General features: G+C 40.6%; 28 protein-coding genes and 3 pseudogenes. 2 read left to right on the top strand and 29 right to left on the bottom strand.

Features of this window, described 5'->3' with window-relative positions:
- Positions 1-22: 22 nt before the first annotated feature.
- From HNQ85_RS01060 to HNQ85_RS00960, 21 genes are all read right to left on the bottom strand, one after another.
- Positions 23-904, bottom strand: coding sequence for a polyprenyl synthetase family protein (locus tag HNQ85_RS01060; RefSeq protein WP_181535367.1), 882 nt, complete (start codon positions 902-904; stop codon positions 23-25).
- Positions 905-907: 3 nt separating this feature from the next.
- Positions 908-1,138 carry an exodeoxyribonuclease VII small subunit gene (locus tag HNQ85_RS01055; RefSeq protein ID WP_181535365.1) on the bottom strand — a complete coding sequence of 77 codons (231 nt, stop codon included), beginning with the start codon at positions 1,136-1,138 and terminating at the stop codon, positions 908-910.
- Complete coding sequence (xseA, locus tag HNQ85_RS01050; RefSeq protein WP_181535363.1) at positions 1,131-2,486, bottom strand: exodeoxyribonuclease VII large subunit; 1,356 nt, start codon at positions 2,484-2,486, stop codon at positions 1,131-1,133. The genes HNQ85_RS01055 and xseA overlap by 8 nt, the downstream gene beginning before the upstream one ends.
- A 14-nt stretch (positions 2,487-2,500) precedes the next feature.
- Positions 2,501-3,367, bottom strand: a complete 867-nt coding sequence (gene folD, locus HNQ85_RS01045) for a bifunctional methylenetetrahydrofolate dehydrogenase/methenyltetrahydrofolate cyclohydrolase FolD (protein WP_181535361.1) — start codon at positions 3,365-3,367, stop codon at positions 2,501-2,503.
- Between the two features lie 29 nt (positions 3,368-3,396).
- Positions 3,397-3,795 carry a transcription antitermination factor NusB gene (gene nusB, locus HNQ85_RS01040; protein WP_181535359.1) on the bottom strand — a complete coding sequence of 133 codons (399 nt, stop codon included), beginning with the start codon at positions 3,793-3,795 and terminating at the stop codon, positions 3,397-3,399.
- A gap of 451 nt (positions 3,796-4,246) precedes the next feature.
- Entirely contained in the window at positions 4,247-4,645 is a 399-nt protein-coding gene (locus HNQ85_RS01035; RefSeq protein ID WP_343046469.1) for an Asp23/Gls24 family envelope stress response protein, read from the bottom strand.
- Between the two features lie 20 nt (positions 4,646-4,665).
- The gene (accC, locus tag HNQ85_RS01030; RefSeq protein ID WP_181535357.1) at positions 4,666-6,018 is read right to left on the bottom strand and encodes an acetyl-CoA carboxylase biotin carboxylase subunit; all 1,353 of its coding nucleotides are present in this window, start codon (positions 6,016-6,018) and stop codon (positions 4,666-4,668) included.
- A gap of 15 nt (positions 6,019-6,033) precedes the next feature.
- Positions 6,034-6,552: an acetyl-CoA carboxylase biotin carboxyl carrier protein gene (accB, locus tag HNQ85_RS01025; RefSeq protein ID WP_181535355.1), complete on the bottom strand. Its 519-nt coding sequence runs from the start codon at positions 6,550-6,552 to the stop codon at positions 6,034-6,036.
- A gap of 270 nt (positions 6,553-6,822) precedes the next feature.
- Complete coding sequence (locus HNQ85_RS01020; protein WP_181536470.1) at positions 6,823-7,392, bottom strand: SpoIIIAH-like family protein; 570 nt, start codon at positions 7,390-7,392, stop codon at positions 6,823-6,825.
- Between the two features lie 18 nt (positions 7,393-7,410).
- Positions 7,411-8,046: a stage III sporulation protein AG gene (gene spoIIIAG, locus HNQ85_RS01015; protein WP_181535353.1), complete on the bottom strand. Its 636-nt coding sequence runs from the start codon at positions 8,044-8,046 to the stop codon at positions 7,411-7,413.
- 1 nt (position 8,047) lies between these two features.
- Positions 8,048-8,668 (bottom strand): stage III sporulation protein AF, encoded by a 621-nt coding sequence (gene spoIIIAF / locus HNQ85_RS01010; protein ID WP_181535351.1) that lies wholly within the window; start codon positions 8,666-8,668, stop codon positions 8,048-8,050.
- 13 nt (positions 8,669-8,681) lie between these two features.
- Positions 8,682-9,854 carry a stage III sporulation protein AE gene (gene spoIIIAE / locus HNQ85_RS01005; protein WP_181535349.1) on the bottom strand — a complete coding sequence of 391 codons (1,173 nt, stop codon included), beginning with the start codon at positions 9,852-9,854 and terminating at the stop codon, positions 8,682-8,684.
- A 24-nt stretch (positions 9,855-9,878) separates the two neighbouring features.
- Positions 9,879-10,277, bottom strand: a complete 399-nt coding sequence (gene spoIIIAD / locus HNQ85_RS01000; protein WP_181536469.1) for a stage III sporulation protein AD — start codon at positions 10,275-10,277, stop codon at positions 9,879-9,881.
- Between the two features lie 6 nt (positions 10,278-10,283).
- A complete protein-coding gene (gene spoIIIAC / locus HNQ85_RS00995) occupies positions 10,284-10,490 on the bottom strand; it encodes a stage III sporulation protein AC (protein WP_181535347.1) in 207 nt (68 codons plus the stop codon).
- A 20-nt stretch (positions 10,491-10,510) separates the two neighbouring features.
- Complete coding sequence (gene spoIIIAB, locus HNQ85_RS00990) at positions 10,511-11,023, bottom strand: stage III sporulation protein SpoIIIAB (protein WP_181535345.1); 513 nt, start codon at positions 11,021-11,023, stop codon at positions 10,511-10,513.
- A complete protein-coding gene (gene spoIIIAA / locus HNQ85_RS00985; RefSeq protein ID WP_181535343.1) occupies positions 11,020-11,946 on the bottom strand; it encodes a stage III sporulation protein AA in 927 nt (308 codons plus the stop codon). Before spoIIIAA ends, spoIIIAB begins: the two co-directional genes overlap by 4 nt.
- A gap of 62 nt (positions 11,947-12,008) precedes the next feature.
- On the bottom strand, positions 12,009-12,290 hold the full coding sequence (locus tag HNQ85_RS00980; protein WP_181535341.1) for a YqhV family protein: 282 nt from the start codon (positions 12,288-12,290) through the stop codon (positions 12,009-12,011).
- 211 nt (positions 12,291-12,501) lie between these two features.
- Positions 12,502-13,059, bottom strand: coding sequence for an elongation factor P (gene efp / locus HNQ85_RS00975; protein ID WP_181535339.1), 558 nt, complete (start codon positions 13,057-13,059; stop codon positions 12,502-12,504).
- Between the two features lie 28 nt (positions 13,060-13,087).
- On the bottom strand, positions 13,088-14,149 hold the full coding sequence (pepQ, locus tag HNQ85_RS00970) for a Xaa-Pro dipeptidase (protein ID WP_181535337.1): 1,062 nt from the start codon (positions 14,147-14,149) through the stop codon (positions 13,088-13,090).
- A complete protein-coding gene (gene aroQ, locus HNQ85_RS00965; RefSeq protein WP_181535335.1) occupies positions 14,137-14,595 on the bottom strand; it encodes a type II 3-dehydroquinate dehydratase in 459 nt (152 codons plus the stop codon). Before aroQ ends, pepQ begins: the two co-directional genes overlap by 13 nt.
- Positions 14,596-14,664: 69 nt before the next feature.
- Positions 14,665-15,186: a YqhR family membrane protein gene (locus tag HNQ85_RS00960; RefSeq protein ID WP_181535332.1), complete on the bottom strand. Its 522-nt coding sequence runs from the start codon at positions 15,184-15,186 to the stop codon at positions 14,665-14,667.
- A gap of 209 nt (positions 15,187-15,395) precedes the next feature.
- Here HNQ85_RS00960 and HNQ85_RS00955 point away from each other — a divergent pair, with 209 nt between their 5' ends.
- Together HNQ85_RS00955 and HNQ85_RS00950 are read left to right on the top strand one after the other, a co-directional pair.
- A complete protein-coding gene (locus tag HNQ85_RS00955) occupies positions 15,396-16,340 on the top strand; it encodes a DUF1385 domain-containing protein (protein ID WP_181535331.1) in 945 nt (314 codons plus the stop codon).
- A gap of 44 nt (positions 16,341-16,384) precedes the next feature.
- The gene (locus HNQ85_RS00950) at positions 16,385-16,765 is read left to right on the top strand and encodes an SA1362 family protein (protein WP_181535329.1); all 381 of its coding nucleotides are present in this window, start codon (positions 16,385-16,387) and stop codon (positions 16,763-16,765) included.
- A gap of 220 nt (positions 16,766-16,985) precedes the next feature.
- Here the strand turns inward: HNQ85_RS00950 and HNQ85_RS00945 are convergent, their stop codons facing one another.
- The 8 genes and pseudogenes from HNQ85_RS00945 to HNQ85_RS00910 form a co-directional block, all read right to left on the bottom strand.
- On the bottom strand, positions 16,986-17,870 hold the full coding sequence (locus tag HNQ85_RS00945) for a patatin-like phospholipase family protein (protein WP_181535326.1): 885 nt from the start codon (positions 17,868-17,870) through the stop codon (positions 16,986-16,988).
- A 98-nt stretch (positions 17,871-17,968) separates the two neighbouring features.
- A complete protein-coding gene (gene mntR / locus HNQ85_RS00940) occupies positions 17,969-18,394 on the bottom strand; it encodes a transcriptional regulator MntR (RefSeq protein ID WP_181535324.1) in 426 nt (141 codons plus the stop codon).
- A 95-nt stretch (positions 18,395-18,489) separates the two neighbouring features.
- Positions 18,490-19,515: a spore photoproduct lyase gene (splB, locus tag HNQ85_RS00935; RefSeq protein WP_181535323.1), complete on the bottom strand. Its 1,026-nt coding sequence runs from the start codon at positions 19,513-19,515 to the stop codon at positions 18,490-18,492.
- A 270-nt stretch (positions 19,516-19,785) separates the two neighbouring features.
- A pseudogene (locus tag HNQ85_RS00930) lies at positions 19,786-20,919 on the bottom strand (vitamin B12-dependent ribonucleotide reductase); the annotation flags it as partial.
- 174 nt (positions 20,920-21,093) lie between these two features.
- Positions 21,094-21,576 carry a helix-turn-helix domain-containing protein gene (locus HNQ85_RS00925; RefSeq protein WP_181535319.1) on the bottom strand — a complete coding sequence of 161 codons (483 nt, stop codon included), beginning with the start codon at positions 21,574-21,576 and terminating at the stop codon, positions 21,094-21,096.
- 12 nt (positions 21,577-21,588) lie between these two features.
- On the bottom strand, positions 21,589-21,681 hold the full coding sequence (locus HNQ85_RS17975; protein ID WP_181535317.1) for a GIY-YIG nuclease family protein: 93 nt from the start codon (positions 21,679-21,681) through the stop codon (positions 21,589-21,591).
- 138 nt (positions 21,682-21,819) lie between these two features.
- Positions 21,820-22,476 (bottom strand): annotated as a pseudogene (locus tag HNQ85_RS00915) (vitamin B12-dependent ribonucleotide reductase); the annotation flags it as partial.
- A 354-nt stretch (positions 22,477-22,830) separates the two neighbouring features.
- A pseudogene (locus tag HNQ85_RS00910) lies at positions 22,831-23,616 on the bottom strand (ribonucleotide reductase N-terminal alpha domain-containing protein); the annotation flags it as partial.
- Between the last annotated feature and the right edge of the window lie 247 nt (positions 23,617-23,863).

Genomic DNA, 23,863 nt, shown 5'->3' with positions numbered 1-23,863 from the left:
TCGACAATGAACGACCAAATGCTTAATGATCACGTGTAGCAATTAAATCGCAAATATAATGAAGCACTTCGTCAGCAACTTGTGCTTCCTGCAAATAACGTTTGGCTTCTTCAATGTGATAAGCTAATTTTTCTTTTGCCCCATCAAGCGTTAAAAGAGATGGATATGTGACCTTCTTGTTTTCAATGTCACTTCCGACCGGTTTGCCAATTTTCTCTTCTGATCCTTCAATGTCAAGAATATCATCACGAATTTGAAAAGCAAGTCCTAAATGGTAAGCAAACTTGCTTAACTGTCCGATTTGCTGTTCAGACGCTCCGGCTAATATTGCACCGGCTATAATGCTGTACTGTAACATTCTGCCCGTTTTGTTTTGATGAATATACTCAAGTTCGTCTAAAGATAGTTGCTTACCTTCTCCTTGCATATCCGCCACTTGTCCCGCAACCATTCCTTCAGGTCCTGCCGCTTTCGCCAGTTCACTAATTAATTTTATTTTCATTTCTGACGTCACATCTTGGTGATTCATCTCGGCAATGACTTGAAAGCTATATGTCAAAAGTCCATCTCCTGCCAATATCGCCATCGCTTCCCCAAACACTTTATGATTTGTTGGCTTGCCGCGGCGTAAATCATCATTATCCATACTTGGCAAGTCATCGTGAATAAGCGAATAGGTATGAATCATTTCAATCGCACACGCTACTGGCAAGCCGAGTTCCACTTCTTTGCCAAATGCCTTTAACGTCGCAAGCAGCAGGAGCGGACGAATGCGTTTTCCGCCCGCTTCAAGCGAATACATCATTGCTTGTTTAATGATTTCCGGAGCGTTCAGATGTTCCACATATAAAGGAAGCTGTTTATCAACAAGCTGTTTATTTTCCCGCAAAAACTGTTCTACCAACGTTTACTCCTCCTGAATCGCGAACGGCTCTAACTCTCCGTCTTCCCGCAAAATATATTCCATTTGTTTTTCAACATGTTGCAGTTTATCATGGCAAAGCTTCGACAACTTCATTCCTTCTTGAAAAAAAGAAATCGCTTTTTCAAGAGGTACATCGCCTTCTTCAAGTTTTTCAACGATTTCCTCAAGCTGTGCCATGGCTTCTTCAAATGTTAGCTCTTTTTCTTCACTCATATAACTGCTCCTCCTCAATACCCCACACTTGGCAATCAAGATAACCATCTTGCAGGCGCACTTTAATTGAATCGCCTGGTCCAAGTTGATGAATGCTTTTTACAATCTGTTGTTTTTCATCATAAACTAAGCTGTAACCGCGTTCCATAATTTTTAATGGACTTAATACTTGAAGTTTTGATAATAGCGAGGTAAACAACAATTGTTTTTGTTTGAAAATCGTTTGCATTTCTCTTTCTAACGACTTGGTGAGCACTTGTTGTTTCTCGGCAGCTTTTTTCAATTTTTCTGCCGGGTGATGTTTTTGTAAATGAAGATCATATTGCTGCCAGCGTTCGCGTTTTTGTTCAATGAGCCGCATTGTTTGCCGCTCCAGTCGCTCCATTAACATATCAAGCTGCTGCTCTTTTTGCTCATATAGCTTTTTTGGGTAGCGAAACGCATATGACTTCTGAACTCTCACAAGACGTTCAGATTCGTGCGTGATCTTCTCTTTCATAGCGCGAATTAAGCGGACTTTTCGCTGCGCTAACCGCTCAAGCAATTCTGTTAAATGCGGTACTGCCAATTCAGCCGCTCCCGTCGGTGTTGGCGCTCGCAAATCAGCCACAAAATCAGCAATGGTGAAATCCGTTTCATGACCGACGGCAGAAATGATTGGTACGTTGGAAGCGAAAATCGCCCGAGCAACACTTTCTTCATTAAAAGCCCATAACTCTTCAATTGAACCACCACCGCGGCCAACGATGAGCACATCTAAATAGCCAAGTTCGTTCGCCTTTTCAATCGAGCGCACAATGGAAGGGGCTGCCTGTTCACCTTGAACGAGCGTTGGCAGCAAGATCACTTTCGCAATTGGATAACGTCTGCGAATGGTTGTCATAATATCGCGAATCGCTGCTCCTGTTGGCGAAGTAACGACACCAACATAACGTGGAAACTTCGGGATAGGTTTTTTATGCTCTGGAGAAAATAATCCTTCTTCTTCGAGACGCTTTTTCAATTGCTCATATGCCAAATATAAATTACCGATGCCCTCCGGCTGCATTTCTTTGACATACACTTGATAGTTGCCGCTTGGCTCATAGACGGAAATCTCGCCGCGTACCAGCACTTTCATACCATTTTCCGGTCGAAATGCTAAATACCGATTATATCCGGCAAACATGACCGCCTGAATGCGGGCGTTTTCATCTTTGAGTGTAAAATACATATGACCGCGCGTGTGATAGGTGAAGTTAGAAATTTCTCCTTTAATCCATAAATCTTGTAAATGCGGGTCAACTTCAAACTTGCGCTTAATGTATTTCGTAAGAGCTGTTACTGTTACATATTTAATGTCTGCCACTGAGAAACCCCCGCTTATTTGTGTGCTTTTTGCAACTTGTTTTCACGCGCAGCTTGAACGGTATTATGAAGCAGCATCGTAATCGTCATCGGGCCAACTCCTTTTGGCACTGGCGTAAGGTAGCTTGCCACTTCTTTTACTTCATCAAAATTTACGTCACCGCATAGTTTTCCGTTTTCTAAACGGTTGACCCCGACATCAATGACAATCGCTCCTTTTTTCACATATTCAGCACCGATTAAGTTTGGTTTGCCAACCGCGACAATTAAAATATCGGCTTGACGAGTCATATCTGCTAAATTCTTCGTTTTTGAATGACAATAGGTTACGGTCGCATTTTCTTTTAAAAACAACTGTCCAACCGGCTTGCCGACAATGTTGCTGCGACCGATGACAACAACGTGTTTTCCAGCGATTTCTACTCCTAATGATTGAACCATATATAAAATGCCATATGGCGTACACGGAAGGAACGCTTTTTGACCAGCGACCATCCGTCCGATATTAAGCGGATGGAACCCGTCAACATCTTTCTCTGGAGCAATTTTTTCAATGACCTTCAATTCATCAATTTGCTTTGGGAGCGGGAGTTGTACTAAAATGCCGTGTATGGAATCATCTAGATTGAGCCGCTCGATTTGCTCCAATAAAAACTGTTCTGTAATCGTATCTGGAAACTCTAATAGGACGGAACGAATGCCGATTTCTTCACATGCTTTTTGCTTTGCTTTCACATAAGAACGAGACGCAGGATTATCACCAACAAGAACAACGGCTAACCCTGGTTCGATTCCTTCGTTTTTTAACTGCTGTACTTCTTTCGCTAATTGTGCGCGTTTTTCTTTTGCCAACTCTGTTCCACTGATAATTTGTGCGGTCATTTTGACAACTCCCCTCTCATATATATCGTTTATTTTATAATTTCTAGAGCATCTTTCACTTTTGAAAGCACTCCATTAATAAATCGGCTTGATTTGTCATCACCATACTTTTTTGCCAACTCAATTGCTTCATCCATCGTTACACTTACAGGAATATCATCAATATATTTCATTTCGTATGTAGCCATACGCAAAATGGCACGATCAACGTTCGCTACACGTTCTAATCTCCATTTTTCCAGATTATCACGCAGCAGTTGGTCAATTTCTTCTTGATGATTCACAACCCCAAATACAAGCTGGTGAAGAAACGAATCGATTTCCTCCTCATCCACCACATTTTTGATTGCTTCTTGTGGATCAATTCCTCCTACATCTACTTGAAAGAGTGCTTGTAATGCTTTTTCTCTCGCTGTGTGTCGTTTCATGCTATTAACTCCTTTTACTCATATTGTCGAACGTTTATATGATGATAATACCATATTTTCGTGACAAACGATATAATAATCCGTACAAACTATAGATAAACCTTTTGAAATAATCGTTTTTTCTGAAAATAGCGTAAATCACTGTTTTTCTCATTTAACATCATCTGAAATAAGCTCTCTGCTTTTAAACATGGAGACTGCAGTCTAATGATCAATTTCAACTGAGAGCAACAAACACACTTGCTATATTTGGTAATAGAACGAACATTTTCATATTAATTGGCAGATCATCACCCTTAAGATAACAAACTTTTATGAAAAAAACAAAAGAGGCTGACCCAAATGCAAAGTGTCAGACCCCGCAACCATCATATATAGGACATAACAAAAATACTATATATTTTTGGTTACACATGAGGCCAGACACTTATGGATCAGCCCTTTGTTTTATTTACTGCTCGTTTTCCTGTTCAGCTTTTGCAGAATCGAATTGAATACCGACAACGTGGACATTAATTTCATTCGTTTCTAACCCTGTCATATTCAATAATGCTTGACGGATATTTTCCTGCACCTTTTTGGCAACGTTCGGAATAGAGACACCGAAACGAACTAAGCAGTAAACATCAATAATAATTCCTTCTTCTTTTAAATCAACTTTTACACCTTTGCCATGGTTTTTCTTTCCCAATCGCTCAACAACACCAGCCGCAAAGTTACCGCGCATTTGCGCTATACCATCCACTTCAGAAGCCGCAATTCCTGCAATGACTTCAATCACTTCAGGTGCGATTTCTACTTTTCCTAACGCATTCGTTTCTTGTCCCATTTCAAATACATGTTCTGACACGAGGCGCACCTCCATTTTCGTTATGATTTCATCACATCATACATTTCAAGAAACTTCGTGTTAAAGTTTCCTTCCACAAATTTTTCATGTTCGAATAATTTTATGTGGAATGGAATCGTTGTATGAATTCCTTCAATGACAAATTCACTTAACGCCCGCTTCATCCGTGCAATCGCTTCTTCTCGCGTTGGGGCATGTACAATTAATTTCGCAATCATTGAATCATAATAAGGCGGAATCATATATCCTGGGTAAGCAGCAGAATCAACACGGACGCCTAAACCACCTGGCGGTAGGTACATGTTAATTTTTCCTGGTGAAGGCATAAAGTTCTTTTCCGGATTTTCAGCGTTAATACGGCATTCAATCGCCCATCCGTTAAATACCACTTCTTCTTGAGTTAAAGATAGTTTTTCCCCTGAAGCAACACGGATTTGCTCTTTAATTAAGTCAACACCAGTAATCATTTCGGTAACAGGATGTTCTACTTGAATGCGCGTATTCATTTCCATAAAATAAAATTTCTTTGCCTTATAATCAAAAATAAACTCGACCGTACCTGCACCAGTATAATCAACTGCTTTTGCTGCTTTCACTGCTGCCTCTCCCATCAATTTGCGCGTTTCTTCATCAAGCGCTGGTGAAGGAGCTTCCTCAACAAGCTTTTGCAGGCGACGTTGAATCGTACAGTCACGCTCACCAAGATGGATAACGTTTCCATAAGAATCTGCGAGCACTTGAATTTCAACGTGACGGAAATCCTCAATATACTTTTCAATATATACCCCCGGATTTCCGAATGCGGTTGCTGCTTCCTGCTGCGTAATATTAATTCCTTTAATTAACTCTTGTTCATCTCTGGCGACGCGAATTCCTTTGCCACCGCCACCAGCAGTTGCCTTTATAATAACAGGGTACCCAATTTCATTTGCAAGCGCAATGGCTTCATCAATACTTTCAATGACTCCTTTTGAGCCAGGAACAATCGGTACGCCCGCTTCGCGCATCGTTTCACGCGCGATATCTTTAATCCCCATTTTTGTAATGGCTTCCGGGCTTGGACCAACAAAAATAATATTGCATTCACGGCAAAGTTCTGCGAAAGCCGCGTTCTCCGCTAAAAATCCATATCCCGGATGAATGGCATCACATCCCGTTAACTTCGCTACACTAATGATATTTGTAAAATTCAAATAGCTGTCCTTAGATGCTGTTGGTCCAATACAATACGCCTCATCCGCAAGCTGAACATGCAACGAATCGCGGTCCGCTTCTGAAAACACCGCAACCGTTTCAATTCCAAGCTCTTTGCAGGCACGAATCACCCGAACAGCAATTTCACCGCGATTAGCAATTAATAATTTTTTTATCATCGCTCGTCTGCTCCTTTATTCAGGTTTTACAAGGAATAAAGGTTGTCCATATTCAACTAGCTCACCGTTTTTCACAAGCACTTCAACGATTTCTCCGTTTACTTCAGCTTCGATCTCATTAAACAGCTTCATCGCTTCCACGATGCAGACAACCGTATCTGTTTTTACTTTGTCGCCAACTTTCACATATGGCGGAGCGTCTGGAGATGGTGATGCGTAGAACGTACCAACCATCGGAGATGTGATTTTATGTAAGTTCTCCGTATTTACTGCTTCTTGTTTTGGTTTTTCTTCTTGTTTCACTTCTACAGCTTGAACAGCAGGTTGAGCTGGTGTTGGTTGTACAACCGGCTCTTGTTTTGGTGCTGGCGCAGTTGGCTCAACAACCGTTTGCTTTACAACTGTTTCTAAAGGAATATTGCTTCCTGGCTTTTTCATATGAACTTTTGTACCTTCATTTTCGTACACAAATTCCTCAATACTTGACTGATCAATAAGTCTGATAAGTTCGCGAATTTCTTGAATTTTCAACATGACTTACACCCCTTGTTTCTCGACATTTGTTGAAATAGTAAAAAAAGTGGAACATATTATCATGATACGATGACCTTTCCTTATATTCAATATTTGTGTTAAGAATATTATTAAAGCTATTTTAACACCTGCTCATATAAACAATTATTATTATATAGCATTAATTAATTTTTTCTACTAAAAAATAATACGGGGCTGTCTAATGATGACTCCTTCGAACAATCTTTATTATGGAGTCTTGTTTTTAGACAGCCCCGCTATTCATTTTATTTATTGTTGTGGTTGGAACTCCACAGCTACATCTTGTGCTTCGCCAATTTCTTTTTCAACCATTTGAATGATTTCATTTGCTGCTTGCTTCGAAAGTTCTTTCGCCTTTACAGTCACTCTTACTTGCTCGTCATCTACACGTACAAGCACTTCTTCATAGCCTTTTGATTTAATTAACGTTTCCAGCACAGCTTCTTTTTCAGAAATATCAGCTAGTTTTTGAATTTTATCATACGCTTCGCTTTTTTCTTTGGCAGTCGCTTCCGCTGAAGCAACTATCGCATTTAATTCTTCACGCAGTTTGTTTCGCTCATCTTCAATTTGCATACGCAACGCAGTAAAGAGATCATCGCTGGCAATACTGGATGTTACTTTGCCGTCTTCTGTTTCCTCAACGTTTACTTCTGACTCACTATTTGCCTTTGTTGTTTTTTCTTTTGTTTCTTCTTTTGGTTGATTCACAAAAGCGACATTTTCATTTGTTCCTTCTGGTGTTGTCACATAATAAACAGATAATACAACAACTAAACTGAGCATTGTCAATAACCAGACTGTTTGTTTTTTTAACATCATTTCTCGCTCCCCCTATCATTTTTTCGGCATGACCGCAACACGGTGGCTTGGGACATGAAGCACCCGTGTCACAGCTTCAACAATCCATTTTTTAATTTGAATGTTATCTGCTCCTTTGGCGACAACTAACACACCGCGAATTTCTGGCTTCTTTGTTGTCAAAACAATTGGTGTTTCTTCTTCTCCTTGACGGATAATGACCACTTCTTCATTCATCGAATGGTCTTCGACTTTTCGCTTGCCTCCTTCACGGTCTGTTTCATCCGTTGTTTTCTGCTGTGTCGTTCGATTTTTTTCGAGCACTTTCGTTTCTGTTGCATCAACATTGACAACCACTGTTACGTCTTCTACACCAACAATTGCTTCAAGGGCACTTTTCAACTGTTCTTCGTAACGTTCTTCATATTCTGCAATCGTTTTTGCTTTTGTATTGCGCTTCTGCCCGAAAACAGGTTGTGCATTCTGTTCGTTATTTTGATATATAGCCATTGTCTCTGTGTTTGTTTGCTTGTTTTCTCCAAATATATTGCCAGCAAGCATGAAGGCGATGCCGAGAAGAAGAATGACAATGACATAAGAAAAAGGTGTTGCTTTTTTCTTGGAAGTCTCTTCGTTTGATTGCGCCAATAAATGTTTTAAACGTTTAAACATCTTATCTCCCCCCTTCGACCTGGACAGCGATTTTTTCCTCATTTACTCCCCATTTCTTTGCTAAAAATGAAGCGGTATCCATTGCCAGCTTCCCATATTCGTCTGTGCGTTTCATTGGTTCGGAGGTGTCAATCTCAATCGGCTGAACGGTTGGAACGATGCCACTCTGTTCCTTTTTATCCGGCGCAACAATCACTTCAATAAATTGAATATCGTCAGGAATGCGAAAATTTTCCTCTCTGCCTATTTCGAATGTAATATCCTTAATTGTTAAACCATATTGATTCATCAACTCCTCAGCAACGTCTTTTTTCATATGGACAGCCATTTGTTCTAAAATATATGCACGTTGTGAGGCTTGTATTTCTGTTTTCTTTTGTTCAATTACATTTTCTATTACATTTTTTTCTGCATGGCCTTCAGTATGAATCATGGCGATAAGCTGATCAACATCCACCTTGAAGATTTTTAGAATAGGAGATAACATAACGAGAATTAAAATGAGCCCGATGACCATTTTTACATATTTTTGTAGGTTCGTAGATGGGAGCAATAAATCAATCACAATGGCTAATAAAATGAAAATGATAATGTTCGTAATCCAATCAATAATGAATGACATACCCCTACCTCCGCTAACGAACCATCATCGTTAAATTTCCTGCGGCAATGATTACCGTTAAACTGAGGAAAAACATTAATGAAACAATCGCCAGTGAGGCAAAAATATAAATGACACTTTTGCTAATAATGCTTAAACTGGAAATAACAGGCCCACCACCAAGTGGCTGTAAAATGGCAGCCGATAGTTTATAAACGAAGGCAATCAATAAAATTTTCATGGCTGGAAATGCGGCAAGAATGAGCAAAACAGCAACACCGACAATTCCAATCGTATTTTTTAATAACAATGACGCCGCAATCACTGTATCTGTCGCATCCGTAAACATCCTGCCGACAACAGGGACAAAATTTCCTGTAACAAATTTCGCTGTTTTAATAGCAATTCCATCAGCAACCGCTGTGGAGGCACCTTTTACTGAAATAACACCGATGAAAACCGTCAGCACCACACCAAGCGAACCAATACTTACATTCGTTAACAATTGTGCCAGCTGTGTCACTTTGTAATGCTCCGTCATTGTGCTTACGATGCTTAAAAGTGCCGCAAGAAACAAAAGTGGAAGTGTGAAATGTTCAACCATCATTCCTGTCGTGTTCATTAAAAAGACGATAATCGGATGAAAAAATGCCGCAGATATAAGTCCGCCTGAGGAAGCCATTAATGCTAACAACAAAGGAAGAAGCGCGATAATGAAGCCGCTCATCGTCTGAATGGCTTCGACCGCATAATCCATCGCAAGCCGAAAGCTGTTTAAAGCAATAATGATTAACACCATATAAACAACCGCATAAGCGACTTTACTCACCGCATGTTGCTCAAACGCATTTTGCAATGATTGCAAAAACATGCTAAAAACAGTAAGCAATACAAGCGTACCAAGAAGTTTGCCATTGGCGAGCAGTTCATAAAAAGTAAATTTCACAAAGGCCACTAGCCATTCCCGAAGCGATAATTCCTTTTCACCGCTAATAAACTCGATAAACGAACCTTTTTGACTTTCTGGTAAAAAGCCGCCATATTTAGAAACAATCTCATCCCAATATTGCTTAATGTCATCGATGCCAAGCTTTTCAATCTGTTCCTGCATGATTTCTTTCGGAGGGGGAGAAGCTTGTACAACAAGCGGCAACAACAAGAATAAAAAAAGAAAAACACTAAGTGCAGAAACAATTTTTCTTTTCAATAAATCACCCCCTTACACATCATGTTAGGATGATGGTATTAAACCAATCACCGTCTCAATAATCGCCGTTAGAATAGGAATCGCCATGGCTAAAATTAAAATTTTTCCTCCAAGTTCAATTTTCGAAGCAATCGCCCCCTGACCGGCATCTTTGGAGATTTGTGCACCAAATTCAGCAATGTAAGCAATCCCAATAATTTTTAGTATCGTCTCTAAATAAATCATGTTGACATTCGCATCAATAGCAATTTTTTGCAGCATATGAATAATCGCGCTTATTTGATCGACTAAAAATAGAAAAATCACACATCCGACAAATACGGTTAATAAAAAGGCAATGTTTGATTTATGTTCGTTTAAAATAATGCTTAAAAAAGTAGCGATTAAACCTAAGCCGACAATTTGCCAAATTTCAATGACTATTCCCTCCTAACTTTGAAATAAAAACACTGCTTTTATTTTCTGAAACAAATCACTGACGATAGATGCAACCATAAACAAAATGTAAATAAAGCCAAGGAGAGTAATCCATTGAGCGTACTCCTTTTTTCCCATTTGATCGAGTACCGTGTGTAAAAAGGCAACAATAATTCCTACTCCTGCAATTTTAAAGATGATATCGACGTCAATCCCCATACTTGCTTGCCCCCTATTTGTTACATCAATAAAATAATTAGCAGCAACCCCGCTAAAAATCCTAAGCTTTTCACCATTTTTTCATAGCGCGCTTTCTTTTCGAGCGCTTCATGTTCTTCCCGTTCCAAATGAACAAGCGTCAGCCGAATTTGCTTTTGCTGTGCTGTCCGATCGTATTGCCCGAGCGTTTCACCAAATTGCTTCATTACTTCTAGTTCACCGCTTTTTAATGCGGTATATTTCCACACTTCTTCCAGACTTTCATCCCATGCTTGTTTGACGCTCGTTTCTCCAGCTAGTAGCTTTTTAGAAAAGCTTTCAAACAGCCATGAAAGCGGTCGTGAAAGCTGTTTTGCTAAATGGAGTGATGCTTCCGATAACGGAGTGTGACCGTACATAATCTCTGCTTCTAATGACTGCAGTGCTGCCTTCAGCTGCCTTAATTGCCGCGGCCGCTCGCTTAAAAATCGCGATGCTTCTAAACCTGTCCATGTTGTCGCCAACAAAATAAACAACGCTCCGATTAGTTTCATGCCATCACTCTCGCTCTTTCATAAAGCGTACGTCCTTGTGCATCCGTAATTCGTGCAATCGTTCCCGGACCATTTTCATTTGTCAGCTCAATGAATCGTTTAAACACAGCTTGTTCCATAATGGGCCGCAATGTCGGGCGACAAAGTAAATCTTCCCGTTTTCTGCCATGAACGGTCATAAATAAACCAACTCCAGCATTTACTGCTTCTAATATCGCTTCACTATCTTCTGCTCTACCGATTTCATCGACAATCAAAACATCCGGGCTCATTGAACGAATCATCATCATCATTCCTTCTGCTTTTGGACAAGCATCAAGCACATCCACTCGCGGACCTAAATCAAATTGCGGAATCCCCTTCACACTCCCGGCAATTTCCGAACGTTCATCAACAATGCCAATTTTTTGTGAATGAATCTTTTTTCTTTTCATTCCAGTGCTAATCAGGCGCGCGATATCACGCAGCAACGTTGTTTTTCCAGTTTGCGGTGAACCAATAATCACCGTATTCAACCAACGCTGATGAAAAAGATAGGAAACTAGCGGTTCAGCAACACCGATTTTTTGTCTAGCAATACGGATATTGAAAGATGTAACATGGCGGATGGCTTTCACCTTTCCACCTTCAGTAATTACTTTTCCCGCTAGTCCAACACGATGGCCTCCCTGTATCGTGATAAATCCTCGTTTCAATTCTTCTTCAATGGAGTAAATCGAGTATTGGCTCAACTTATTGAGAAGCTGCACACCGTCTTCTGCCGTAACATCATAATTTGGAAAATAGGGTTCTCCACGCACAATCATTTCCAAAGGACGCGCAACTCGGATACGGATTTCTTCAAGATGTTCACTCATGGAAGGAGGCAGCTGCTGAACAATATGTAAGATTGATTTAGGCAAAATGTCGAATATCGCTTGCACTTTCTCCTCCTCCTTGAAAGTTGATTAGTTCATGTTTATGGGATATAGAGATGCTTTATGACTTACTTATAAATAGCAAATAATATAAACCCTACACCGATAGCGATGAAAAATAGCTTTGAAAATGACAGCTCATCTGTGAGTGATAAAAGACCGATTGTCATCGTCGTAATAAAAATGAGCGGGCCAACGATCGCGAGAAAAGCGTTGACGGCAACGGCTTTTTTCACATCATTGAATAAAAGCATAGCAATCGCAGCAGACAGTTCAATCGCAGCGGATAGAAGACGCAATCCTGCCATCGAAAGCACGACCGGTTCAATCATCGACAACCAACGTTTCATATGTCCTCCTGTATTCACGATATGGAATAGCTAGTACAACCTATGCAGAAAAAAGAGGTTTCAGAAGGGAAATTTTTTAGAGGAAAATAAAAAAGGGACTGACCCTAAGCAAAGTGTCAGACCCCTTCATACAATACATGGTACTTCATGTGCGTTATTCCGCGTGTATCGCCCGTGAGTCAGACACTGATGAGTCAGCCCCTCAGCAAAATTAAGCGCGGGATACGTATGTGCCGTCAGATGTGTTGATGATAAGTGTGTCTCCTTCGTTAACGAAGAATGGTACTTGAACGACTAATCCAGTTTCTAAAGTAGCTGGTTTGGAACCACCTGAAGCTGTATCCCCTTTAATACCAGGCTCTGTTTCAACTACTTTTAGTTCAACTGTATTCGGAAGCTCAACACCGATTGTTTCGCCTTGATACATCATAATGAATACTTCCATATTTTCTTTTAAGAACTTTAATTCGTACTCGATTTGTGCAGAAGAAAGTTCAATTTGTTCGTAAGTTTCTGTATCCATAAATACGTGTTGATCGCCATTTGCATATAAGTATTGCATCTTGCGGTTATCGATTTGCGCTTTGTTTACTTTTTCACCAGCGCGGAATGTTTTTTCTTGAATAGCGCCTGTGCGAAGGTTGCGAAGTTTTGAACGTACGAATGCTGCACCCTTACCAGGTTTTACGTGTTGGAATTCGATGACGCGCCAGATGTCGCCGTCTACTTCAATCGTTAAGCCTGTACGAAAATCGTTTACTGAAATCATCGACCTACGTTCCTCCTACTACAAATATTTATAAAATAATTAAATCCTTTGGTGAATGAGTCAGAGATTGATTACCGTCTTTGGTGACAACCGTATCGTCTTCAATGCGTACTCCACCAAGTCCCGCTATGTAAATGCCTGGTTCTACCGTCACAACCATTCCCGGCTCTAACACCGTATCTGAGCGGACAGATAAGGCAGGCCCTTCATGTACTTCCATGCCTAAACCATGACCAGTTGAGTGCCCAAAATATTCACCATAGCCTTGTTCCTTAATGTAGTCGCGCGTGAGTGCATCGGCTTCGCGCCCTGTCATCCCTGGCTTTATTCCGGCCATGCCGCGCAGCTGTGCTTCCAAAACAATTTGATAAATTTTTTTCAACTCATCGCTTACTTCGCCCACCGCTACTGTTCTTGTAATATCAGAACAATATCCTTTGTAATAAGCCCCAAAGTCAAGCGTAACGAACTCGCCTTTTTCAATGACTTTGTCAGTTGCCACACCGTGCGGTAATGCCGAACGATAGCCTGATGCAACAATAATATCAAATGAAGACGATGTAGCGCCGTTTTTTCTCATAAAAAATTCAAGTTCATTCGCTACATCCATTTCTTTTACTCCCGGACGGATAAAGTCGAGGATATGCTTAAATGCTGCATCAGCAATCTCCGCTGCTTCCTTTAATATCTTAATCTCTGAATCGGACTTAATCAAGCGTAACTTTTCAACAACGCCAGAAACAGGAATGAACTCTGCATCAACAGCTTTTTCGTATGCTTTATAAGTCGCATATGAAAGGTCGTCCTGCTCAAAACCGAGCTTTTTAATGCCGAGCGCTGCCGCTTGCTTTGCCACTTCATCAACGATTAAGCCTGTATGCTGAATAATTTCATATCCTTGAACTTGTTTTGCCGCTTGTTCCACATAGCGAAAGTCAGTGATAAAAACAGCTTTCGTTTGTCCGACTAATGCAACGCCAGCTGTACCGGTAAAACCTGTCATATAGCGGCGGTTATAGCTGTTTGTAATTAACATCCCATCAATTCCAAGTTCTGAAAAACGAGAACGCAGTTTCTCTAATTTTTCCATACTCCTTCTCCTCCCCTAACTTTTTCCAACAATGCAAGCAAAGCTAACTTGTACCCTGTAACGCCAAGCCCAACGATTTGCCCAATCGTTACAGGGGCGATGACTGATTGATGTCTGAACGGCTCTCGTGCATGAATATTAGAAATATGCACTTCAACAACTGGAACATTTACACTAGCAATGGCATCGCGAATCGCATAACTATAATGAGTAAAGGCGCCGGGATTTAGTACAATACCGTCAAACTTCTCCTCTGCCTCATGAATTTGCTCGATGATGTCCCCTTCATGGTTGCTTTGATAACAAGTAAGTTTGATTTCGTATTGTGCGGCAAAATGGATGAGCTCTTCTTCTAAATCGTGTAAGGTTTGGCTTCCATAAATTTGTGGTTCTCGCTTTCCAAGGCGATTTAAATTTGGACCATTAATAAGCAGGAGATGCACCATCTTCATAACCCCTTTAAATAGAAAGAATGTTCAAACAAGAACATTCTATCATAAAATACATGCACTCAACTACTCGTTTATTGCCGTCAATTGCTTTTGCCGTTCATGTTCCGCTGCTTCAAAAGAAATGGAGTAGCCAATAAATACCCCATATAAAATATAAAGACAAATCGTTGTAATGGTTGTATCACGGTTTAATTCTGCGACGGACTGCAAATTTGGAAAAAGCGGGTTGAACACGAAAAAAATGAGCGCCCATAACGCTACACCGTATACAACTCCCGCCCATATACTTTTCATATTTTTGAAAAAAGTATAATAAACTAAAGCTACTAATATGGATAATATGCCAATAAGAAAAATCGATAGAAAGTTGCCCAATCGGCCATACTTCCAATCGCCGACAGCCCATGGAAGTAAAATCATGTTCGGACTAAGTTCCGTAAAGTGAAATGTATAAGCAAAATATCCTAATAAACTCCAAAACGCTCCACCAAAAAATCCTGTAATGACTACTTTCATAATTAAAGACATCGGCCGCTCTTTTTGATTTTGTTCAAGCTGTAGATTTTTGCTTTGTTCATGGTCCATATTAGCAACACCTCCACTTATAGTATGTCCATAATCAACCAACTCATGAATAAATGATCAGTAAAAAACGGAAAGGTGCGTCTATATACGTTATTTTTTGGTAAGGATAATAATAACATCAGCCTAGAGGTTTCTTCCTGTTTCTTGTAAAATATAAAATAACAAAATGAAAATGATGTAAGGATTATTTAGATAGGTTGGTGTAAAACATGAAAAAATCAATGAAGCCTGTATACGGTGGTCAAGCTGTTGTAGAAGGAGTTATGTTTGCAGGAAAAAAACACTACGTCACAGCAATCCGCCGAAAGGATAAGACAATTGAATATTTTCGCTTACCAAGAAAAGATCATCCAACATGGACATTTTTAAAGAAAATCCCTTTTATTCGCGGCATCATCGCTATTCTTGAAGCAAGCGCAAATGGTTCAAAACATTTACAATTTTCAACCGACCGTTACGATATGGATCCAAAAGATGATGCAACCATTGCTGAAAAACAAAAAAACGAATCAAAACTAACGATGATTCTCGGAGTTGCAGTCGTTAGCGTGTTATCTTTTCTATTTGGAAAATTTCTGTTCACGCTTATCCCCGTCTTTTTAGCTGAACTTACCCGTCCAGTGTTTTCATCAGATTTGGCACAAATCTTCGTTGAAAGCTTTTTTAAGCTTATCTTGTTGTTAGCTTATATTTATTTTATTTCGTTAACACCATTAGTAAAGCGTGTGTTCCAATATCATGGTGCCGAACATAAAGTCATTAATGCCTTTGAAAATAATGAACCGTTAACGGTGGAAAGTGTGCAAAAACAATCGCGTCTTCATTACCGCTGTGGCAGCAGTTTTATTTTGTTCACTGTCATTGTCGGCGTTTTCGTATATATGGCCGTACCAACCGATCCACTCTGGTTAAGGATTGTGAACCGTCTTGCGTTAATTCCTGTTGTTCTTGGCATTTCTTTTGAAGTATTGCAATTAACCAACAAGCTTCGAGACATACCAGTTTTGCGCTGGCTCGGTTATCCCGGTCTATGGCTTCAGCTATTAACAACGAAAGAACCGACAAATGACCAGGTTGAGGTAGCGATCGCATCTTTTAAAGAGCTGTTACGTCTTGAAGAAGAAAGTGAAGCGGAAGCCAAAGAGATCGTTTAGCAAAACGGCTGTTATGGATAAGACAATTTAGGGAGGTGGATTCATTGCGTCGTCGGGTCATTCATCCGCTTATTTGGCTCATTCTTTTATTGGGGGGTATTGGTTTTACTCACAAGCTGTTCAATCAGCCGGCTGACATCATTCGCCAACTGCTATTAGTGGTTTTCATCATCGCAGCCGTTTATGCTGTTTACCAATTGCTTATAAGACGGCGCATGGGCAAAGAGCATTCCTCTTATATGAAAGCCGTGCATCAATCCAAGAAACGTCATCATGAGCGCGACAAAAACACGCTGTTGAAAACCGCCCGTGCAAAATCGACAAAAAAAGGCACCCGCCCAAGTTTACAAAGAAAACGAACAACTAGTCATTTAACGGTCATCGAAGGGAAAAAGGGAAAAAAGAGGAACCGAGCGTTCTTTTAGCTCGGTTCTTCTTTTTCGTTAAAGCCATATCTCGCTTTCACTTTTCTTTGTCTAGCTCCGACGCCTAGCTCTTCGTGCCAAATAAGTCCCCCTCGAAGTGTCAAGCACTTCTGCGGGTGAAGAACATTTGGCTTCGAGGGAGCTAGGATGGCGACATTTCGCCGTTGCCCACAGGACGTGGGCTGCCTTTAGGCGAAATTGGGGCGTCTCCGTTTTTCTTTTAATATGTCCATTTTTTTAAGAACAGCTCTGTCCGCTTTCTTCCATATTCAATTAGGCGGTCTCGTTCTTCGTCGGTAATGGTGAATTCTGTTGAGACAACATGCTTCACAGGAAGAAACACAATGTTTTTTTCATGACGCCTTGAAACATAACGGGCATCATGCGCCTCCCTCATTGTCTCAAATAATGCTTCATACAGTTCAATCGCATTTGTAATTTTCTTTTTTGGCTTTTTTTCTAGTCTTGCACTTAGTTGAATACCAAGAACTGGGCGCTTTTTGACTTCTTTTTCTTCATCGAATAAAAAAAGCGGAAAATTGCTAAGTATTCCCCCGTCAACAATGATATGTTTTCCTTCACTCGTGCATAGTTTTACCGGTTCAAAAAAATATGGAATACTCACACTCATTCTAACCGCTTTCGCAACGGAAAAAGTTCCCGGATCAATCCCGTATTCGCATAAATCATCAGGCAATACGAGTATTCTTCCATTCGTTAAATCAGAAGCAATAATATATAAACTTTCTTTCGGCAAGTCTGCAAACGTCTTTACTCCTTTTGCCGCGAGCACATTCTCAAGCCATTGTTCGAATAATTCTCCCTTATACAACCCCATCCGCCAATATAGTAAAATCCATTTGGCAAGCGGATATGGAAGCCATATTTTTCGTTCATCAAGTAAGTTTTTCAAGTTCAGTTCATTGACAACTTTTATCAATTGCTCGCTTGTAAAACCGGCAGCAATGAGCGCGGCAATTAATGAACCGGCACTTGTTCCCGCCACTCTCTTAAATCGAAATCCCTTCGCTTCAATCGCTTGATAAGCACCAATTAATGCAAACCCTTTTATCCCGCCACCCGAGAACACACCATCAATTTCCATGCTGCTTCCCCCTTTGTTGTTTTTCTACATGTTTAATGGGGAAACAACGGAATTAGTACATAACATATAAAAAAGGAACAAGTTTTTTCCTTGTTCCCTTATGCTTCTTGTTCATTTTGCTTTTGGATATTTCGAAGCGCTTCCACTCGAGCTGGATCCTCTTCAAAATACTGCACTAAATCTCCGATTCGATCAATTGCATTCCAGCTTAAATGATGTTCGATTCCTTCCACATCGTTATAAATATTTTCTTCATCGACACCGATGATGCGCATAAATTGTTCCAGCAGCTCATGACGATAAACGAGCCGCTTGCCGATTTTCTTTCCTTTAGCGGTTAAGACTAGACCGCGATATTTTTCATATACTAAATATTCATCTTTATCTAATTTTTGCACCATCTTTGTTACTGAGGAGGGATGCACGGACAACGCCTCGGCAATATCTGATACTCTGGCGTAGCCTTTTTCTTCAATTAATATATAAATTTGTTCAATATAGTCCTCCATACTTGGTGTCGGCATAATGTCCCCCTCCTGTCAAAAAATACACTACATAAAAATGAAGAATCAGTACTATAATATACCATTCTTATCAAAAATGACAAGAAGAACAGGAATTAGGTAAAATATTGTATTTCCGCCTCAGGGAAAAATAGTGAAATATATTGTCTCATTGTTGTTTCGAGCTTTTTAGCCTCTTCATCTTGGTACACATATTTTCCGATTCCGTACCTTCCCCATTTGTATTTTCGTTTACTTTCGTTCAAATCAAGTTTGGTTTTTGGATAGCGTTTTTGAATGACCGCTTTTGCCGGTTTCGTAAAACGGTGTTGAATCAGTTCGAACGTTAAATTGGCTCGATCAATACCTTGAAGTTGTTCGGAAAGACGCTGAAATAACTCAAAATATCCTTCTTCCCAATAATCATGCATATAAATAGGTGCAACGATAAAACCGAGCGGGTAGCCAGCACTGGCGACTTTTCTTGCCGCTTCCAACCGCGCTTCAAATGAAGAAGTTCCCGGTTCGAAATTTTTAATGACATAACGAGAGTTGACGCTAAAGCGGAATCTCGTTTTCCCATTATGCTTCGCATCTAGCAAGTGATCAACGTGTTCGTATTTCGTCACAAAACGCAACCGACCATATTCTGTAGTTCCGATAAATTCAATCGTTTTTTTCAATGAATGCGTAAGGTGGTCAATTCCGACAATATCAGACGTACAAGCGGCTTCAAACCGCGTAATTTCCGGAGCACGCTCGTTCATATATTTTTCCGCTTGGGCAAAAATATCGTCTAAATTGACGTACACGCGAATGTATGGTTTACTTCCGAGCGTCGTTTGTAAATAGCAGTAATGGCAATGTCCCATACATCCTGTCGCAAGTGGAATCGCATATTCAGCAGATGGCTTTGACGTGTCAAATTTTAATGTACGTCTGACACCAACAACGAGGGTCGATTTCGCATTGCGGTATTTTTGCAGCTCATTCTCTCCCGGAATGCCACGCACTTGATTATGCGACGTCGTTTCACGAATTTCAATGTTCATTTTTTCGAATTTTTCTTTTAGTTCTTGTCCGAGCGGGTAGTTCAGCGCCTCAGGTTCAAAATAAACAAGCTGTGGAATAAACGGTTCCATCATTTCACCTCATTTTCGTCCATACTTACACTTTAGTATGAGCGAAAAATAAAAAAAGGAATGAAAACAATCGTTTCCATTCCTTCACTATATAGCTGAACAGGAGTATATTGCTGCGATACACTTAGCTTATTTCCCTTTAACTAGTCAGATACATGTCCATCCATTTTATTATTAGTAAAATGTTTATTTCAACTAACAATAAAAAAGGAGCTGTCTCATAACCTCATGAGACAGCTCCTTTTCCAAGTAAATAAATCCTATATTAAATTACAATCCACACTTCAATTGCGCACCGCAGCTTACGCATGTATTGCAGCCGCCGATTTCTTCTACCGTACCCTCGCGGCAAACCGGACAAATGTTTCCGACTTCAGAGCCGATCGTTACATCGGTTGAGCGCAAGTCTTGAATCGTATCAACCAACACAACGGCACGTTTTGTTTCTTGTTCTTTTTCTTCTGGGATTAATTCAAGCTGTTCTTCAAACGTGTTTTCTTCTGCTTTCAATGTCAATACTTGTGCATCACGGCTTCCATCGACATAAACAGTACCGCCTTTCGCGCCGCATCTCCACAGACGCTCGTACACTTTCTGTACTTGCTCAACCGTATAGCCTCTCGGCGCGTTCACTGTTTTAGAAAGACTTGAATCAACCCAGCGTTGAATGATGCATTGCACATCAGCATGCGCTTCTGGCGATAAATCCATCGCTGTGACAAACCAATGCGGCAAGTTGTTTGGATCTGCTTCTGGATGTTTATCCAAATATTCTTGAACAATATCCGCTTTGACTTCAATAAACTTGCCGAGACGGCCGCTGCGGTAGTAAGAGAATGAGAAATAAGGCTCTAATCCTGTTGAAACGCCGACCATGGTTCCTGTACTACCCGTCGGAGCCACAGTCAGCAAGTGTGAGTTGCGAATGCCGTATTTTAAAATGTCTTGGCGAATATCTTCCGGCATTCTTTTCATATAGCCTGTATGAATGAAGGCTTGTCTTAATTTTTGCGTTTCTTCTTCCGTTTCACCGACGAGGAACGGGAAGCTGCCTTTTTCTTTCGCAAGCTCAATCGATGCGCGGTACGCTGTCGTAGCGATCGTCTTAAACACTTCATCGACAAGCTTGTTTCCATCTTCGGAGCCGTATTCTTTCTCACAATAAATCAGCAAGTCCGCCAAACCCATCACACCTAAGCCAACGCGGCGTTCACCGAGCGCTTGCTTTTTGTTTTCCTCAAGGAAATAAGGGGTTGCGTCAATGACGTTATCTTGCATTCTCACGCCGATTTCTACGGTGCGTTTTAGCTTTTCGTAGTCGACGACTTTCTTTTCTTTGTCGACCATATTCGCTAAATTCACCGCTGCCAAGTTGCACACGGAATACGGCGCGAGTGGTTGTTCCAATCTGTTACCCTAGAGGCTTTTTATCCTCTAGTTCTAACGGTTCATTTCCCGTTAGTTCAGCATACGTTTTCATTAGACATATTGTCTAATGCTGCGGCCTCGTGGGCACTTAAAAGCTTTTAGGTAGTCAGCTTTTAAGTGGTCAGATTTTTTCTGACAGCATTATATTCTTCAACAATAACCCCTGTATCTTCTTACACCTCTTTCACTTCTATTCAGCATTGAGGCTATTTCTTTTGTTGATAGTCCATTCCGATACAGTTGAGCAATTTTCAATTTTTCCTCTTCAGTAATAACAGGTTTATGTTTGCTTCTTTTCATCGGTTGTATTTGATTTCTATTGAGTATAGTTTTAACTACTTTGTGTGTTACTCCCAACATTGAAGCAATCTCTCGTAAGGATTTTCCCTCATCTATCCACTTGAGAATCGTAAATTCTTTTTCTAACAACACTGGCTGACGTTTTGCTTTTTGTCCGCCCTCAGACAAGTTATATCCATTTGGATGGAGCGTACCAAGCTTTTGAATGTAATCAATCTCTTTCTCATTTAATTTTTCTTCAGGAATATTCGTCCCCCAAATAATAAACTGAAATGATTTTCGTCCATATTTTCTTATGGCTTTTGAAATTAGTTGATTTTCATTGGTCTTCAAAAGCTTTAAGTGTTATTTAAACCTATCTTCTGGATTTTGGATAGTCTGGCCAACATAACATTTTCCATTTATAACGTCTCTAATTAAATAAATTGAACCTGTCATAACTTTATGAAGAGGTTATTGTTGAAGTTTCAGCTCCTATGCGTTGCCCCTGACTGAGTTTTTAGGCTCAGCCTTCGGTTCAGGTTCCCATCTCAGGGTTCCTGCTTCATTCCGCAGTTTTTAACGTGAGGCAAATCATTCACCACACGGATTTGTCGCAACCACCTTTTGTCCGTACGCTCTTGCGTTTGTCATATCGTTGGCGTTGTCGATGAAGAAAATGCCCGGCTCCGCTGAATATGTCGCGCAAATGTTAATCAATTTCCAAAGCTCACGCGCACGAATTTTGCGGTACACACGAACACGATAGCCCATTTTCTCCCATTCTCGCACATCGCCAACTTCATGCCATTTCTCATTGTAAATACGCATTTCTTCTTCCGAATACGTTTCAATATCCGGGAAGCGCAATTCATACTCTCCGTCTTCTTCAACTGCTTGCATAAACTCTTTCGTCAAGCAGACGGAAATGTTCGCTCCCGTTAAAAAGTCTGGGTTATGCACACTGTATGTGCCGCCTGTGCGCAATTTTTCTTCGGCTTCTTTAATAATTTTCTCGTTGAAACCGCCGTAGCCCGGCACGTTTTTATAATTGACAATCGCTTGGTACATCGCGCGTTCTTGCTCGGTTAACGGCGTAAATTTCAATTTATCTTGCGCCGCTTTTTTAATGCCTTCATCTTCCATATTTTCAATCAAATAACGCAAAATGCGTGGATTTTGCATTTTTGAAATAATGAATTCAATAATGTCCGGATGCCAGTCGGCTAACATAATCATTTGAGCGCCACGCTGTTTGTTACTCACTCGTTACTCGAGTGGGCTAGGTCATTTCTGCCTAGCTCTCTAGTTTTCACTAGAGATCGGACTATTTCATCAAAGAGGGTGCTCCTCTTTGTCTCGTGCCCTAAACGAGCGTTACCGCACGTTTAGTCTACTCCTTCCATAACTGAATGTCTTAGGAAGTTTCGATAGTCTCTGAACCTTCATCTCCGTTTCCAGAGATGCTTGGCTGCTGATAGCCCATGCTCTATCCAACTTGTTTTTAAACCGTCACGCTTGCCGTTGCCAGCTACGTTGTGGTCAAGTTGGCTTTAGGGCGTCCCAGCAATTCACGAGATTTTACTCCCGCCGATTGGCGCTACTTTAACGGGAGCCACCTTGCTCAACAAGATGGGTTAATTTCGCGATGTCATCAAGCCATGAGACCGATCCGGACGATTTTCCGTTTACTCCGCGCGCTAATGTGTTGCGAGGGCGCAATGTTGAACCGTTCGTGCCCACACCACCACCGCGGCTCATAATCTCCATCACTTGTTTCCGGTGCTCGGAAATTCCTTCGCGGGAATCTTTCACAAACGGCATGACATAACAGTTAAAATAGGTCACATCCGTATCTGAACCAGCACCATACAACACACGTCCAGCCGGCACGAAATTCAAACTCACTAACTCTTGATAAAACTTTTCAAACCATTCTTTTCGTTTTTCTTCGGTTTTCTCGACAGCCGCTAAACCGGTTGCGTTTCGTTTGGCAATTTGTTCATAAAACACTTCAAGCGGCTTTTCAATTACATCAAGCGAACGGACTACAACTCCGGTTTCTGCTTCTTCTCCTTCGAGCACGTTTCGATACTCTTCTTCTACTAGTACCTTTGCTTTTTTATTTTCCCAATCAATGTCGATAATATATCCAAGTCCACGTGCTGGAAACTTTGGGTCTTCTTTTACGGTTAAAACGACAAAATCGCCGACACCTAACGTCAACTTCTCCGTATCTTTAAATGAATAACGATCCAGCATCACTAAACGAGAAACGCCTTTATACGTAATTTTCATATCCCCTGTAATCGGATGTACTTGTGGGAAAAGGCGAATATCCTCGTTCAGTTTTTCGATATTAATTTTCATTTTTTCCGAAGACGCAACCGTCATTCTCCAACATCTCCTCTTCTTTCAAATCTTTCTCGTCTTTCGAATTCTGTCTAGATTAAATTACCATATCGCAACAAAAAAAAGCAACTAAAAAAATCAATATATAGTATTATTTCCCGTATTACCCATACTACATATTGTGTTTTTGGTCAGATAATTACGATTTTGTCAAATAAAAAAAAGAGTAGAAAATGGAGAAAAAGGGAGTTATAAGTCAGAATCTCCCCCAATTTAAAGAGAAATGGAG

This window comes from [Anoxybacillus] calidus (assembly GCF_013760845.1).
In the GTDB taxonomy this organism is placed as follows: domain Bacteria; phylum Bacillota; class Bacilli; order Bacillales; family Anoxybacillaceae; genus Paranoxybacillus; species Paranoxybacillus calidus.
This window is presented reverse-complemented; position numbering and strand designations above follow the sequence as displayed.

Bases quoted from the DNA above. Each gene is read 5' to 3' on its own strand.
- spoIIIAB (WP_181535345.1), bottom strand. From the start codon at position 11,023: ATGAAACTAATCGGAGCGTTGTTTATTTTGTTGGCGACAACATGGACA.
- HNQ85_RS01055 (WP_181535365.1), bottom strand. From the start codon at position 1,138: ATGAGTGAAGAAAAAGAGCTAACATTTGAAGAAGCCATGGCACAGCTT.
- spoIIIAF (WP_181535351.1), bottom strand. From the start codon at position 8,668: ATGTCATTCATTATTGATTGGATTACGAACATTATCATTTTCATTTTA.
- splB (WP_181535323.1), bottom strand. From the start codon at position 19,515: ATGGAACCGTTTATTCCACAGCTTGTTTATTTTGAACCTGAGGCGCTG.
- HNQ85_RS00945 (WP_181535326.1), bottom strand. From the start codon at position 17,870: ATGGAAATTGATGGTGTGTTCTCGGGTGGCGGGATAAAAGGGTTTGCA.
- efp (WP_181535339.1), bottom strand. From the start codon at position 13,059: ATGATTTCAGTAAACGATTTTCGTACAGGCTTAACGATTGAAGTAGAC.
- HNQ85_RS00980 (WP_181535341.1), bottom strand. From the start codon at position 12,290: ATGAAACGTTGGTTGTCGATGATTGAACCGGTCGTGCTTTCGATGGCA.
- accB (WP_181535355.1), bottom strand. From the start codon at position 6,552: ATGTTGAAAATTCAAGAAATTCGCGAACTTATCAGACTTATTGATCAG.
- aroQ (WP_181535335.1), bottom strand. From the start codon at position 14,595: ATGGTGCATCTCCTGCTTATTAATGGTCCAAATTTAAATCGCCTTGGA.
- spoIIIAG (WP_181535353.1), bottom strand. From the start codon at position 8,046: ATGTTTAAACGTTTAAAACATTTATTGGCGCAATCAAACGAAGAGACT.
- HNQ85_RS00960 (WP_181535332.1), bottom strand. From the start codon at position 15,186: ATGGACCATGAACAAAGCAAAAATCTACAGCTTGAACAAAATCAAAAA.
- HNQ85_RS17975 (WP_181535317.1), bottom strand. From the start codon at position 21,681: ATGACAGGTTCAATTTATTTAATTAGAGACGTTATAAATGGAAAATGT.
- mntR (WP_181535324.1), bottom strand. From the start codon at position 18,394: ATGCCGACACCAAGTATGGAGGACTATATTGAACAAATTTATATATTA.
- pepQ (WP_181535337.1), bottom strand. From the start codon at position 14,149: ATGGAAAAATTAGAGAAACTGCGTTCTCGTTTTTCAGAACTTGGAATT.
- HNQ85_RS00955 (WP_181535331.1), top strand. From the start codon at position 15,396: ATGAAAAAATCAATGAAGCCTGTATACGGTGGTCAAGCTGTTGTAGAA.
- spoIIIAC (WP_181535347.1), bottom strand. From the start codon at position 10,490: ATGGGGATTGACGTCGATATCATCTTTAAAATTGCAGGAGTAGGAATT.
- folD (WP_181535361.1), bottom strand. From the start codon at position 3,367: ATGACCGCACAAATTATCAGTGGAACAGAGTTGGCAAAAGAAAAACGC.
- HNQ85_RS01020 (WP_181536470.1), bottom strand. From the start codon at position 7,392: ATGTTAAAAAAACAAACAGTCTGGTTATTGACAATGCTCAGTTTAGTT.
- nusB (WP_181535359.1), bottom strand. From the start codon at position 3,795: ATGAAACGACACACAGCGAGAGAAAAAGCATTACAAGCACTCTTTCAA.
- accC (WP_181535357.1), bottom strand. From the start codon at position 6,018: ATGATAAAAAAATTATTAATTGCTAATCGCGGTGAAATTGCTGTTCGG.